Source organism: Campylobacter sp. 1569 (assembly GCF_024723675.1).
GTDB classification, from domain to species: Bacteria; Campylobacterota; Campylobacteria; order Campylobacterales; family Campylobacteraceae; genus Campylobacter_D; species Campylobacter_D jejuni_C.
Map to the genome: position 1 here is coordinate 69,027 of NZ_JANQDB010000006.1, position 13,021 is coordinate 82,047.

The following is a 13,021-nucleotide window of genomic DNA, read 5'->3' on the forward strand; positions in this document are numbered from 1 at the left end:
CTTAGCCCTTATGGGTTAAGAATTTTAAATAATTCATGTAGCTTATAAATACATATGCTAGGATGATGTTTAATGCTTCCTGTATGTAGTAAAATCTCCTTGCTATCTTTTTTATAAAGTTTTTGCACAAAATTAAAATTCCACCATTTGTAAGTTTTGAAATTTAAATTATGGGTGGTATTTATATGAAAATTTATATAAGAAAGATTTTGAAAGTTTTGGTTTAAACCAGGTGCTTGAAAGGCATAGGCTTCTTTTACCGCGCTAGGAAAGGTTCTTGCAAAAGTTTGAGCTAGATATCCTCCTAAAGAATGCCCTATGATGATGAGATTTTTATCAATGATGTATTTTTGCTTGAGTTGATTATAAAAATACTGCATGGATTGAATTTGGCCTTTTGGAGTTTTGTTTAGTAAAATCAAAAAATCACTATAAAGATCTTTAAAATCAAAACATAAAGGATTTAACTCACTTCCTGCAAAGGCTAAAATATAGTTTTTTCTTTTTTTATCATAAATAAAACTAGCTCTAAAACCCATTTTAGATTGAGGGTGTGTTTCATTGATGTGCTCAAGTATTTCATAATTTTTTACAAATTTTAAAGCTAAAAATGCATTGTTTAAACCACCTACGGGGATTTTTTCTTTTTTATAAAAAGGATTAGTTAAAGCTTTTATAATGGCTTTGTATTTTTGTAAACCTTCTTTTTGTAAGCTTTGATTTAAATATACATTAGCACAATAAGCCACCAAACTATAATCATATAATTTTTGCAATAAATCGATATTTTTTTCAAAATGAGTATGAAGTTTTAATAAGAGTATTTTTTCTTGGGAAGTTAAATTTGCTTTTTGACTTAAAGCAATAAAGCTTTGCAAGTCAAAAAACATTATAAATTCTTACATAGAGCAAGTATTTTGGATAGTTGAATTAAGCATCCAAAGAGCTTTTTCATATTTTGCAATATTTTCTTGAGCAAATGCTGCTGTTGTAGTATCGCTTGCTTTTTCAGCTTCTTCATTTAGCTTTTTAAATTCAGCCAAAAGATATTTATAATCTTCTCTAATAAGCTCTAAAACTTCTACTGGAGTAAAGCAATCTTTTTGAACCTTAGGTGCTTTTGCATTTTCTAATAAAGTGTTTGAGCAAACGATAGCTTTTTCTCCTAGTTGTAAAGCTCTCTCAGCACAATCATCAAAAAGCTCTGCCATTTCTTCATAAGCTTTTTCTGTATATTCATGAATTGAGAAAAACTGTAAACCTTTTACATTCCAATGATAATTATGAAATTTAATCCATAAACTATGAGCATCCGCTTGTAATTGTAATAATTGTTTTGTTACTGACATGTTATCTCCTTTTTTATTTTTAAAAATTATAACATAAAATTCTTAAATAATAATAATTATTATCTAATAAATTTTAATGTTAGTAATTATTATATTTTCATTATACTCTTTTTTTACAATAAAGCAAATTTATTTACTTAACATATTTTTGAGTATTAATTTTCCTACCTCTACGCCAGGTTGATCATAAGTATTAATTCCAAGCATAATACCACATGCAGAAGTAAATAACTCATAATAATACATCAAATACCCACAATGATAAGCGTCTAATTTTTCAAGTTCTATGATATCAACACTTAAATTTTCAGCAATTAATGCATGCATGGTTGCATCACATTGTGCGTTTAAAAGATCATGCAAATTAACTTCATTAGTAAAGTCACAATTTTGCAAATGATTAAAGCTTATATTTGGGATACTAGGAGATTTTTGATTATCTTTAATTTTTAAAAAAGTAACAGTTTTATCTTTGGGTCCATCCATGATAAGTTGTAAAAAGCTATGCTGATCTCTAGCGCCAATTAAAGCAATAGGAGTTAAACCTATGCGTTTAAAGCCTTGTTTTTTACCTAGACTTTCAGCAATTAGCTGAATATACCATTCATTAAAACCTTTAAAAGCATCTCCATAAGAAAAAAGCACATTAATATGCGCACTTTTATGCGTGCAATAATGATAAGCCTTTTGTAAAATTTGATCACATTTTTTTTCAAAAAAATCCACATAACAAGCTTTTGCACCTTCTAATAAGGCTTTAGTATCATACCCACAAAAGCTTAAAGGAACAATACCAATAGCAGATAAAACACTAAATCTACCACCGACATTTTTAGGTATAAAAAAGCATTTTATGTTTAATTCTTCACCTAGTTTGTGAAGTTTTGACTCAAAATCAGTAATAAACACAAAATTTTCATGCAAATTTTCATTTTTAAAATCAAAATGAGCAATAATGAGTTTAAATAAAGAAATCACCTCTATAGTTGTACCTGATTTACTTGCTATGATGAAAAGTGTTTTTTGGGGATTTATTTTTTGCATAGTTTGGGTAAAAGTATGTGAGGAGGTATTGTCAATAATAAAAAGTTTTTTTTCTTCTGCTTGATCAAATAAAAGCTCTTTTAAAGCTTTAACCCCACAACTTGATCCACCCATACCTACTAAAATAATATTTTCTATATGAGTTTTAGTTGCGATAAATTCTTTGCTTTCTTTGATTAAATCAAAGCTTGTATCTACTAAGTGATAATACCCTATATCACCACTTTCTAACTCATCATTCATTCTATTTGCATAAGCGGTGATTTTTTTAAAATCTTGGGTTTTAAAAAATAAAGTATTATTTAGCATTTTTACTTTTCTCATAAAAATAATTTGTCGCTTCCACAAAGCCTTCTACGCTTCCACAATCAAACCTTTTTCCTTTAAATTTATAAGCTAAAACCATATTGTTAGTTGCTTGTGAAAGTAAGGCATCGGTTAGTTGAATTTCTCCATTTTTACCTGCTTTAGTATTTTCTAAAATACCAAAAATATCAGGCGTTAGAATGTATCTTCCTATGATGGCTAAATTGCTTGGAGCATCTTTTGGATCAGGTTTTTCTACCATAGAATTTACCATAATTAAATCCTCTTCTACAGCATTTCCTGCTATAACCCCATAATTTGAAACTTGATTGGCTTCAACCTCCATCACAGCTATAACAGAGCAGCGGTATTTTTCATAAATTTTTACCATTTGAGCTAGGACATTTACCCCATCTTCATTCACGCATAAATCATCTGCCAAAATTACCCCAAAAGCTTCATCTTGTACTAAAGGCTTTGCTTTTAAAACTGCATCTCCTAAGCCTTTCATTTCATTTTGTCTTGTAAAAGTAAAAGTGCAACGATCTATGAGTGTTCTTATTTCACTTAAAAGATATTCTTTTTTAGTACCTGCGATTTGGTGTTCAAGTTCATAAGAAATATCAAAATAATCCTCCAAAGCTCTTTTTCCACGTCCTGTAACAAAGCCCATAGTTTCCATACCAGCTTCTAAAGCCTCATCTACACCATAATGAATTAAAGGCTTAGTTAGTATAGGTAGCATTTCTTTAGGTAGGGTTTTTGTAGCAGGTAAAAATCTAGTACCATAACCTGCTGCAGGAAAAATACAAGTTTGAAGCATAGTTTATCCTTAAATTTTTATAAGTTGTTTTGATTATAATTTTATTTAAATATTATAACTAATTTAAGGAAAATATGAAAACCATTGATCAAATTTATCAAGCAAAAATAGAAATTAAAAAATCAACTTTTTTGTCTTTTTTATGTCCTTTTGAAGATTTTCAAACTTTAATGCAAAAACTAAGAAATGAGCATTTAAAAGCCGTGCATTTTGTATATGCTTATAGGTATTTAAATGAATTTGATCAAATCATAGAAGATAAAAGCGATGATGGCGAACCAAAAGGAACTTCTGCTATGCCTTGTTTGAATGTTTTAAGAGGAGCTTTGCTTGTTAATTGTGCGGTGATTGTGGTGCGTTATTTTGGAGGGATTAAACTTGGTACAGGTGGTCTTGTAAGAGCTTATAGTGAAGCTACAAATGAAGCTATTTTAAATGCAACGCTTTTAGAATTTGAAGCTAAAAATGTTTTAAATTTAAACATTCCTTTTCATCTTTATGCAAGATTTGAGCATTTTTTAAATAAAAATAACATTTCATATGAAAAAAAATTTCAAGAAAATGTTAAGTTGTTTTTAAGTGTTAATGCAAAAGAAGAAGAGGAATTTAAAAAATTTGCAAAAGAGTTTGAATTTAGTGGACTTATTTGGAAGTAAGCGTTTGCTTACTTCATTTTCATAAAGAATTTAAAAGATCTTTTACCATATCTTTTTGTGGCTCTTGTTTTTCTTCTATATTAGCTTGCATAGGAGTTTCGTTTTGTCCTCTAAAGCGATAATTATAAATATTTGACATATTTGAGCTAAAAATTCCTATGCTAAATTGATCTTGATTCATAGCTTTTGAAAAAAGCTCATCAAGTTTTATACTTTGCTCGTTTAAATTTTCACTATTGCTTTGACTAAGTAAAGACATAAAGTCTTCATTAGCTCCTTGAGTACTTTTATAAGCACTACTTTGACCATATCCATACTCTTTAACCGATAAATTATCATGGTTAACTTGCATGCTTTCTCCTTTCAAAATATTACAAGGAAAAAACAAGCAAAAATCATTCCTTAATCACCATGAGTTGGGTAGTATTCCGCTTCTATTTCATTGTTTTTAATAAACTCTTCTCTAGCTTTATTACAGCGCTCATCCCTTAGTTTTCTATAAGCATTTCTACTTTCTAATTCTTGAGAAGTTAAAGGGCGATCTTCTAAAAATGAAATATGAAAATAAGTATCATCTTCTTTGCTGAATTTTTCATAAAATTCAACATAGTCAAAATAATCTTTTTCGCTTTGAAAATCAATACTTTCTTCTACATAGATAGTTGGGCCAAAGCCTCTGTGATTTTGAGTAAAATGTCCAAAACCAGCTGCATATTTTATCTTAAACGAATTCATTCTAAACCTCCTAAAAATTCGTCATAACTTCCTTTAAAGTCTGTTAATTTTCCATCTTCTAAAAACCATATACGATTAGCAAAAGCACTAATTAGCTCTCTATCGTGGCTTATGCATATCACACAACCTTTGAAATTATACAAGGCTTCGCCTAATGCAATGATACTTTCAAGATCTAAATGATTATCCGGTTCATCTAAAAGTAAGAAATTTCCACGTTCTAACATTAATTTTGAAAGCATTAAGCGGTGTTTTTCGCCCCCGCTTAAGCTAGAAGCCATTTTCTCTTGATCGCTTCCGCTAAAGAGCATTCTACCAAGACATTTGCGAATTTCATCCAAATCTTTGAATTTTTCACTCATTAGCCATTCATAAAGTTTCAAATCTTCATTAATTAAATTCGTTGTATCTTGTGAAAAATATCCCATTTCTATGGTAGCACCAAGATGGATGTGACCACTATCGGGTTCTAATTTTGAAGCAATGATTTTAGCTAAAGTGCTTTTTCCAACACCATTTGCACCGATTAGGGCTATTTTATCACCTTTTTCTAATTTTAATTCTAAATTTTCAAATAAAGTTTTATCATAAGCTTTGCTAATACCTTTTAATTCTAAAACTTCATTTCCTATCTCTCTATTTGTTCTAAAAACTATACTAGGATCACGCCTACTTGAAGTTTTAATCTCTTCAAGTTCAAGTTTTTCTAAAGCTTTAGCTCTGCTTGTAGCTTGTTTGGCTTTTGAAGCATTAGCACTAAAACGGCGTATGAAATTTTCTAATTCTTCTCTTTCTTTTAAGGTTTTATCGCGTTTGAGTTCAGCTTGCTTAGCAAGCAAGGTTGAAGCCATATACCAATCATCATAATTTCCAGCAAAATCGCGTATTTGTTTAAAATCCACATCTAAAATTCTTGTACAAACTTTATTTAGAAAATGTCTATCATGGCTAATTACTACTAAAGTTCCCTCATGTCTTAAAAGTTCATTTTCAAGCCAAGAAATAGCTTCTAAGTCAAGGTTGTTTGTAGGTTCATCTAAAAATAATACATCAGCACCTAAAAACAATACTTGTGCTAATAAAACTTTAAATTTATCCGCACTTTGTAAAGTGCTCATAAGAGCATTAAAATCTTTTATATTTAAAGAACTAAGAATTTTTTCACATCTAAGCTCACAATCATAGTTTGGATCTTCTTCTGCTGTTATGATTTCAAGCTCGCTTAATCTATCATTGATTGCATCGGTAAATTCTTCACTCATATAAAGTTTTTCTTTTTCTTTTAGTGCATCATATAATCTTTTATTTGCACACATTACCGCATCTTTGATAGTGTAGTTTTCAAAAGCAAATTGATCTTGTCCTAATACAGCGATTTTTAAATTTGGATCTATGCAAATTTCTCCACTGCTTGATTCTATTTCGCCTGAGAGAATTTTTAAAAAGGTTGATTTTCCTGCGCCATTTGCGCCTATAAGTCCATATCTTTCACCACGGTTTAATTTTAAATTTACATCTTCAAATAAAAGTTGGTTTGCAAAACGCATAGTGAGATTTTTTACTTCTACCATTAATATCCTTAAAATATTTTTGCTATAATTTTAACAAAAAAAGGTTTATTATTTTGGATTTTTCGTATTTATTGTTAAAAACATTGCCTAGTATGACTTTGGTTTTTAATATCTTAGCTTTATTTTTAGCTTATTTTTTTAAGCAAAATAAGATTTTTTTCTTACTTTTATTAATTTTATGTGCCAGGGCTTTATCTTTAGTGGCAAGTGAATATCAAGCGCATTTGTTTATCTCGGTGTTTTTACCTTTTTCTTTTGTGCTTTTTGTGTTTTTACAAGATAGCAAACTTGTGTTTGAAAGAATTAATCTCATTAAATTTGCGTATTTAGCCTTCATGGGTTTTGTAGCGTTAATACTTAGCACAAGTACTAATTTTAATGCAAGTATTACAAGTGAAATTTTTGGCCTTTCAACGCAATTTTTTAAGCCTATTAGTGAGTTAAGCTTTTGTGTGTTTTGGGTGGGAATGATATTTTTATTATTTTCTTATTTTAAAAATAATGATTTTCATTTTTTACTAGCTTATATGGGCTTGAGTGTGCAGTTTTTATTTTACAATAGTGTTGATTTGGGTTATTATGAATTTGCTTCTTTGGTGTTGATAGGATTTTTAGTGTATAAAGCTTATAAAATAGCCTTTTTTGACACTTTAACCAATTTGCCAAATTTAAAAGCCTTAAGAAGATATGCTCAAGGGCTTGAAAATTTTCATTTAGCCTTGATTGAAGTAAAAAATATCAATGAAATTTATCATCAAAAAGGCTCAAAAATAGGTGAGTTTATAATGCATGAATTTGCTAGGATTTTAAAAAAAGCTTTACATGCTAGGGTTTTTAAAGATGATAAGGATTATTTTATCATTGTATTTGAAAATGAAAATATAGCTTTTGTGCAAAGCAAGCTTCAAATGCTTGAAAATTTTATGCAAAAATATAGTTTTGAATTGAAAGAGCAAAATGCAAAATTAGAAATTAAACTTTGTTTATCAAGCAAAAATGAAAACATAGAAGAAAGTTTAAAACAAGCAAAATTAGAACTTAGAAGACAAAAGGATTAAAATGTTAGATTTGATTTTTAGAGAGTATGATATAAGAGGGCTTTACCCAAGTGAGTTAAATGAAAAAAGTGTAAAAGCCATAGGCTATGCTTTGGGTTTAGAAATGAAATCAAGAGGTTGTGAGAAAGTAAGCGTAGGTTATGATGCAAGATATAGTGCAAATGAACTTTTTAATTATTTAATCAGTGGTTTAAATAAAGCTAATATGCAAGTTTTTAATATAGGCTTAGCACCAACTCCTATGGGGTATTTTAGCTTGTTTTTTGATGATATTTTTGATGCAAATATCATGATAACAGGCTCGCATAATCCAAAAGAATACAATGGCTTTAAAATCACGATTAACAAAGAAAGTTTTTTTGGTGCTGATTTGAAAAAGCTTTCTTTAAAAGTGCAAGAGTATTTAGAACTTGAAATCAATGATGATTTAAGATATGAAAATTATGATGTTAAAAGCTTATATATAGACTTTTTAGCTAAACATTTTTCACATCTTAAAGATTATAAAGAAAAAATCATTATTGATTGTGCAAATGGAGCTACTGGAGTGATTATAAAGCCTTTGGTGGAAAAATTAAATCTTAATGCGCAAATTTTATTTGAAAATCCTGATGGAAATTTCCCAAATCACGCACCCGATCCAACAGAGCTTGAAAATTTACACGCATTGCAAGTTGCGCTAAAAGAAAATGAAAACGCAAAAATGGGCTTTGCTTTTGATGGAGATGGAGATCGTTTAGTAGTCGCAAGTAAAGACTATGTATTTAAGGGCGATGAGCTTTGTTATTTATTTGCTAAAAATATAAAAAATCCTAGAGTTTTAGGTGAAGTAAAATGTTCTAAAAATCTTTTCGATGAGGTAGCTAAATTTGGTTTTATCATGATGGGTAAGACTGGACATTCTAATATTAAAAAAACAATGAAAGAGCAAAATATCGACATAGCAGCAGAGCTTAGTGGGCATATTTTCTTTAAAGATAGATATTTTGGTTATGATGATGGAATTTATGCATTTTTAAGAACCTTAGAGCTTTTAGTAAATGGTTTTGATATAGAAAAATTAGTTAAAGAATTGCCAAAACTTTATGCAAGTGAAGAGATCAAGCTTAAGGTTAGTGAGGAAAATAAATTTCAAATCATAGAAAAATTTAAAGAAAAAATAAAAGCAAACGCTTTTGAAAATGTGCTTGATTGTAATGAAATTGACGGAGTTAGAATTACCTTTAAAGAAGGCTGGGCACTTTTGCGTGCTTCTAATACAAGTCCATATCTTATCATGCGCACCGAAGCTACAAGTGCTGAATTTAAAGACTTTTTAGAAGCAAGAGTAAAAGAACTTTTTGAAGAAATCATAAAAGAGCTTGTATAAGCTCTTTTACATCAATATTTTTTGTGTATAAATATGCTCTTAAGAGTTTAGGGATTTTTGCTTTTCTGTAAATTTCTTTAAATTCTTTTGGTATTTTCTCACAACTTATAAAAGGAAAAATCAATACTTTTTCTTGCATATAAACAATGCCTATTTTATGCGAAATCACTCCATCGCCTTTTAATACTTCTTGTCTTTGTTTAGCACTTAAAAGTACTCCAAGTTTTTTAAAACATTTTGCGATTAAACTTTCATCTTTATGAGTAATGTAAATATTTTTAAATTCATAAGTATTTTCTTCTTTTAAGTCTTTTTCTAGGTATTTAAAGCTCTTTCTTACTCCATTTGGATAAAGCTTTAAAAACTCATTAGTAAAATTTTTGCGTATGAAATTTCTAAAATATTTTTCATCATCATTGCTCTCATCATGAAAATAAGTGATATTGTTTTCTTTTAAGTAATTTGAAATTTCTTCTTTGGGAATTTCAAGCAAGGGTCTTATGATAGTAAAATATTTTCTTTTTTCAATATCTTTAAAACCAAGTAATTCTCTAAGCCCTGCACCTTTAGAAAATTGCATTAAAAACCACTCTAGTTTATCATTTAAATGATGAGCTAGTAAAAGATTATTATAAGAGTGATTTTTGCAAAGTTCTTCAAAAAACTCATAACGTAAAGCTCTTGCGCAAGCTTCGAAATTTTTTGTTATTTTGGGTGCGGTTTTGATATAAATTTTTTTATGAAAACGCTTGGCTAATTCTTTAGCACTTTGTTCTTCTTTATCACTATTTTTGCGAGTTTTATAGTTTATAAAAGCAAGATCAAAATCTATATTTTTTTCTAAAAGCATGAAAAATAAAGCACTAGAATCACTCCCATGAGAAAATGCTAAAAGATTTTTCCTTTGCTTTAAATGATTTAAATATTTGCTATCAATCATCAAGCTTTCTTAAGGCTTTTGCAATGAGTTTTTTATCTAAGCTCTGTGTGATTTCACACTCATAAAGCTCGCCCATTTCTAAATTTCCACAATCACTTTCATTGATGAGAATTTCTCCATCTATATTTCTATCCCAACGCAAATCTTTTGCACCGATGAAAAATTCTCCTTCAGAGCTTTGTCCTTCGCAAAATGCTAAAGTTTTTTTGCCAACTTGTTGATTAAAACTTTTTTCTATACACTCATCAACAATTTTTTCTATCACTTTTAATCTTGTATTGATGATTTTACTAGGAATTTGTTCCATTTCAAAAGCTGCGGTATCTTCTTCTTTAGAATAAGCAAAAACACTAATTCTATCAAAATCAAATTCTTTTATAAAAGCGCATAATTCTTCAAAATCCTCATCACTCTCTCCAGGGTGTCCTACTATAAAACCTGTGCGTAAAAATGAATTTGGCGCTTGTTTCATTAAATTTAAAAGTTCGATTAATTTAGCTTTATTAGCTCCACGTTTCATGATTTTAAGCATATTGTCACTGATGTGTTGTAAAGGCATATCAAAATAATTTACAAAAACTTTTGATTGAATGATCTTTTCTATTACTTCTTTACTAATGCTTGTTGGGTATAGATATAAAATTCTAGCAGCTTTTACACCTTGGATATCTTCTATAGCTTCAATAAGCTTTAAAAGTCCATCTTTTCGACCTTGATCAAATAAATACGAACTTGTATCTTGAGCGATAAAAGAAAAGTCTTTATAGCCTTTTTTAATAAGCTCTTTTACTTCATTTACAATGCTTTCTAAATTTCTTGATTTGAGTTTTCCTTTAAAGCTTGGTATGGCGCAAAATGAACATTTTTGATTGCACCCTTCAGCTATTTTGATAAAAGCATGATAGTTTGATCCTGTGATCACGCGATTGGTGTTTTTATCTTGTAAGTAAGTAGAATTTGAAAAAAGATTAGTTTTTTTAAGTATCATCTCATCAATTTTTTCATAATCTCCCACACCAGTAAAAAGATCAACTTCAGGTAGTTCTTTCATCAATTCCTCACGGTAGCGTTGCATTAAACAGCCTGTTACAACTAACAATGAATCTTTTTTTCTTTGCTCGTGTAAGTCTAAAATCGCATTAATGCTTTCTTTTTTAGCACTATCTATAAAGCCACAAGTATTTACAATCAAAACATCAGCTATGCTTGGCTCATCACAAATTTCATAATCACTTAATCTTCCAAGCATGATTTCACTATCAACTAAATTTTTATTACAACCTAAAGACATTAAAAAAAGTTTTGGCATATTTCTCACTTTAAATATTTTATTTTTTTGCTAAAATTATATCCAAAAAAACAAAGGAAAAGTTTTTGCAAAATAATTTTAGTGTAATAAGTACAGTTAAAAATGAACTTGCTTATAAACTAGGCTATGTTGTTCTCCAGCATAAAATAAATGGGGGGGGGTATGCAACATTAATACATAAACTTTATAAAATAAGAAAAGAATATAAGCAGCAAAAAACTTTACAATTAAATAATTATAATTTCTCGCTTGATATATCTAGGATGCAACCAGATCAAGATTGCAATAATATGAGATATAGATGTCATTTTTATTATATGTTAGGTGAGCTTTTAATTTTAGCTCATAAAAATTGGTACAAAGGTGGTTATTTTAAATTATTTTCTAATATTAGAAATAAACGTAAAGAGCATAAAAATATTCAAAAAATTATAAGAATGACTCCTCGTAAATTACATTCAAGTATTTATTTTTTTATTGTAAATAAGCACTTGAATATTCAAGAAATGATAGATATTTTACAGAGATATGAGAATTATAATCCCATATTAATTAACATTTTTAATAATTTTCATTTTTTTATAGAAAATTTCATTGCTATAAGAGACTGGCTTTTATCTAATGATTTCATATCAGATTATGAAAAAGAAAATCATCCTTATCCTTCTTTGCTTAATCCTAAAAAACTTAATAGCAAAGAAGATTTAAATTATAAGACTATTTCAGCAGATCTTGCCTATAGTTTAAATTTACCACTTCCAAATAAGTATAGTTTTGTTTTTATTAGATTTGGTTTATCTGGAGGAGCTGCAATGTTTTCTTTCTTGGAAAGATGCGGAGTTGAAACTTGTATGGCAAGTAATAAAGTTAATTTTATTGAAAATTTACCATATTGTGAAATTTACAAGAGGCTTTTAAGTTCTGAAAAAAGTTGTGTGAGTATTTTTGAAGGGTCTTCTAAAGAAACTTCTGAAAGATCTAAGCTGTTATATTTTATTGAAAAAAATAAAGATATACTTATTTTAGTAAGAGATCCTATATCTAGATTAAAAACAGGAGTTAATCATGGAAAATTTAAACACTCTTTTCAAAAATTTAACAAAAATATAGATACTAGACTTCCTATTAGTGAGATCATGGATAGAGCGGAATATTTTTTTGATAATAATTTATATTGCTTGAAAGATTATTTTGAGGCATGTATAGAATATTCATCTTTCCATTATAAGACATTAATAGAACCTATTGTAAATAAAAATAATATTATTTATCTTGATATGAATTCAATTTTACCTGAAAATGTTATTGATACCTTTTCTCAACTTGCTAAAACATATGATTTTAATTTTGATTTTAAAGATAAAGAATTTTTTCAGGGAATTAAATATAGTGATTTTAATTTTTATATTCCCGTGGAATTGTTGTTTTATGAAAATAATGTTTTGTTTGCAAAAATATCAGTTGTTTTAAAAAGCAATGAAGATAAAGATATGTATAATATTAATAGTGAAGGTTTTATTGATTTGCAACATAACTTGTTGGATGAAATATCTTTTTTGATTAATGAAAAAGATGTTAATGGGATAAGTGAAAAGCAAAAAGATTTAATTAAAAAATATCAAAAAGATTTTTTGATTTATTTGGAAGAAAGATTAAATTTTATAAAAAAAAATAAATTAACCGAAAAAGATGTATTGCTTTTTTTAAAAAATAATCCAAAAATAGGATATAAATTTAAAAATATATTAGATAGTGAATTAAAACATATTAAACAACATCGCCCAGATATTGTAGCATCTTGGAAGTATTATCAAGAATTTGAAAGAATTTGCAAAACAAAAGAAAATTATTAATAAGTAAT

13 protein-coding genes are annotated in these 13,021 nt (G+C 28.3%); 4 read left to right on the forward strand and 9 right to left on the reverse strand.

Annotated elements, in window-relative coordinates; translation table 11 throughout:
* Window positions 1-8: 8 nt before the first annotated feature.
* From CAMP5060_RS04445 to galU, 4 genes are all read right to left on the reverse strand, one after another.
* Window positions 9-890: an Mbeg1-like protein gene (locus tag CAMP5060_RS04445; RefSeq protein WP_337217977.1), complete on the reverse strand. Its 882-nt coding sequence runs from the start codon at window positions 888-890 to the stop codon at window positions 9-11.
* A gap of 9 nt (window positions 891-899) precedes the next feature.
* Window positions 900-1,349: a Dps family protein gene (locus CAMP5060_RS04450; RefSeq protein ID WP_261545043.1), complete on the reverse strand. Its 450-nt coding sequence runs from the start codon at window positions 1,347-1,349 to the stop codon at window positions 900-902.
* A 129-nt stretch (window positions 1,350-1,478) separates the two neighbouring features.
* The gene (locus tag CAMP5060_RS04455; RefSeq protein WP_337217990.1) at window positions 1,479-2,702 is read right to left on the reverse strand and encodes a glucose-6-phosphate isomerase; all 1,224 of its coding nucleotides are present in this window, start codon (window positions 2,700-2,702) and stop codon (window positions 1,479-1,481) included.
* Window positions 2,692-3,522, reverse strand: coding sequence for a UTP--glucose-1-phosphate uridylyltransferase GalU (gene galU, locus CAMP5060_RS04460; protein ID WP_087700679.1), 831 nt, complete (start codon window positions 3,520-3,522; stop codon window positions 2,692-2,694). Before galU ends, CAMP5060_RS04455 begins: the two co-directional genes overlap by 11 nt.
* Before the next feature lie 74 nt (window positions 3,523-3,596).
* Here galU and CAMP5060_RS04465 point away from each other — a divergent pair, with 74 nt between their 5' ends.
* Window positions 3,597-4,178, forward strand: coding sequence for an IMPACT family protein (locus CAMP5060_RS04465; protein ID WP_087700680.1), 582 nt, complete (start codon window positions 3,597-3,599; stop codon window positions 4,176-4,178).
* A 19-nt stretch (window positions 4,179-4,197) separates the two neighbouring features.
* Here CAMP5060_RS04465 and CAMP5060_RS04470 read toward each other — a convergent pair whose 3' ends face one another.
* From CAMP5060_RS04470 to CAMP5060_RS04480, 3 genes are read right to left on the reverse strand one after another with little or no spacing between them, the layout of a single operon-like run.
* Window positions 4,198-4,530, reverse strand: coding sequence for a hypothetical protein (locus CAMP5060_RS04470; RefSeq protein ID WP_087700681.1), 333 nt, complete (start codon window positions 4,528-4,530; stop codon window positions 4,198-4,200).
* A 50-nt stretch (window positions 4,531-4,580) separates the two neighbouring features.
* Window positions 4,581-4,913: a hypothetical protein gene (locus CAMP5060_RS04475; RefSeq protein WP_039617462.1), complete on the reverse strand. Its 333-nt coding sequence runs from the start codon at window positions 4,911-4,913 to the stop codon at window positions 4,581-4,583.
* A complete protein-coding gene (locus tag CAMP5060_RS04480; RefSeq protein WP_214126017.1) occupies window positions 4,910-6,484 on the reverse strand; it encodes an ABC-F family ATP-binding cassette domain-containing protein in 1,575 nt (524 codons plus the stop codon). The genes CAMP5060_RS04475 and CAMP5060_RS04480 overlap by 4 nt, the downstream gene beginning before the upstream one ends.
* 53 nt (window positions 6,485-6,537) lie before the next feature.
* Here CAMP5060_RS04480 and CAMP5060_RS04485 point away from each other — a divergent pair, with 53 nt between their 5' ends.
* Both CAMP5060_RS04485 and CAMP5060_RS04490 read left to right on the forward strand, forming a co-directional pair.
* Window positions 6,538-7,542, forward strand: a complete 1,005-nt coding sequence (locus tag CAMP5060_RS04485; protein ID WP_087700683.1) for a diguanylate cyclase domain-containing protein — start codon at window positions 6,538-6,540, stop codon at window positions 7,540-7,542.
* A gap of 1 nt (window position 7,543) precedes the next feature.
* Window positions 7,544-8,911, forward strand: coding sequence for a phosphomannomutase/phosphoglucomutase (locus CAMP5060_RS04490; RefSeq protein ID WP_337217978.1), 1,368 nt, complete (start codon window positions 7,544-7,546; stop codon window positions 8,909-8,911).
* Here the strand turns inward: CAMP5060_RS04490 and tilS are convergent.
* The gene (gene tilS, locus CAMP5060_RS04495) at window positions 8,892-9,854 is read right to left on the reverse strand and encodes a tRNA lysidine(34) synthetase TilS (protein ID WP_337217979.1); all 963 of its coding nucleotides are present in this window, start codon (window positions 9,852-9,854) and stop codon (window positions 8,892-8,894) included. The two genes, CAMP5060_RS04490 and tilS, sit on opposite strands and share 20 nt — an antisense overlap.
* The gene (rimO, locus tag CAMP5060_RS04500; RefSeq protein WP_337217980.1) at window positions 9,844-11,160 is read right to left on the reverse strand and encodes a 30S ribosomal protein S12 methylthiotransferase RimO; all 1,317 of its coding nucleotides are present in this window, start codon (window positions 11,158-11,160) and stop codon (window positions 9,844-9,846) included. The genes tilS and rimO overlap by 11 nt, the downstream gene beginning before the upstream one ends.
* A gap of 65 nt (window positions 11,161-11,225) precedes the next feature.
* On the opposite strand from rimO, the gene CAMP5060_RS04505 reads away from it, so the two are divergent.
* Window positions 11,226-13,013 carry a DUF2972 domain-containing protein gene (locus tag CAMP5060_RS04505; protein ID WP_337217981.1) on the forward strand — a complete coding sequence of 596 codons (1,788 nt, stop codon included), beginning with the start codon at window positions 11,226-11,228 and terminating at the stop codon, window positions 13,011-13,013.
* Window positions 13,014-13,021: the final 8 nt, after the last annotated feature.

What these genes read in the sequence shown, in the direction of transcription:
- CAMP5060_RS04445 (WP_337217977.1), bottom strand. Translation starts at nt 890, where the DNA reads ATGTTTTTTGACTTGCAAAGCTTTATTGCTTTAAGTCAAAAAGCAAAT.
- CAMP5060_RS04450 (WP_261545043.1), bottom strand. Translation starts at nt 1,349, where the DNA reads ATGTCAGTAACAAAACAATTATTACAATTACAAGCGGATGCTCATAGT.
- CAMP5060_RS04455 (WP_337217990.1), bottom strand. Translation starts at nt 2,702, where the DNA reads ATGCTAAATAATACTTTATTTTTTAAAACCCAAGATTTTAAAAAAATC.
- galU (WP_087700679.1), bottom strand. Translation starts at nt 3,522, where the DNA reads ATGCTTCAAACTTGTATTTTTCCTGCAGCAGGTTATGGTACTAGATTT.
- CAMP5060_RS04465 (WP_087700680.1), top strand. Translation starts at nt 3,597, where the DNA reads ATGAAAACCATTGATCAAATTTATCAAGCAAAAATAGAAATTAAAAAA.
- CAMP5060_RS04470 (WP_087700681.1), bottom strand. Translation starts at nt 4,530, where the DNA reads ATGCAAGTTAACCATGATAATTTATCGGTTAAAGAGTATGGATATGGT.
- CAMP5060_RS04475 (WP_039617462.1), bottom strand. Translation starts at nt 4,913, where the DNA reads ATGAATTCGTTTAAGATAAAATATGCAGCTGGTTTTGGACATTTTACT.
- CAMP5060_RS04480 (WP_214126017.1), bottom strand. Translation starts at nt 6,484, where the DNA reads ATGGTAGAAGTAAAAAATCTCACTATGCGTTTTGCAAACCAACTTTTA.
- CAMP5060_RS04490 (WP_337217978.1), top strand. Translation starts at nt 7,544, where the DNA reads ATGTTAGATTTGATTTTTAGAGAGTATGATATAAGAGGGCTTTACCCA.
- rimO (WP_337217980.1), bottom strand. Translation starts at nt 11,160, where the DNA reads ATGCCAAAACTTTTTTTAATGTCTTTAGGTTGTAATAAAAATTTAGTT.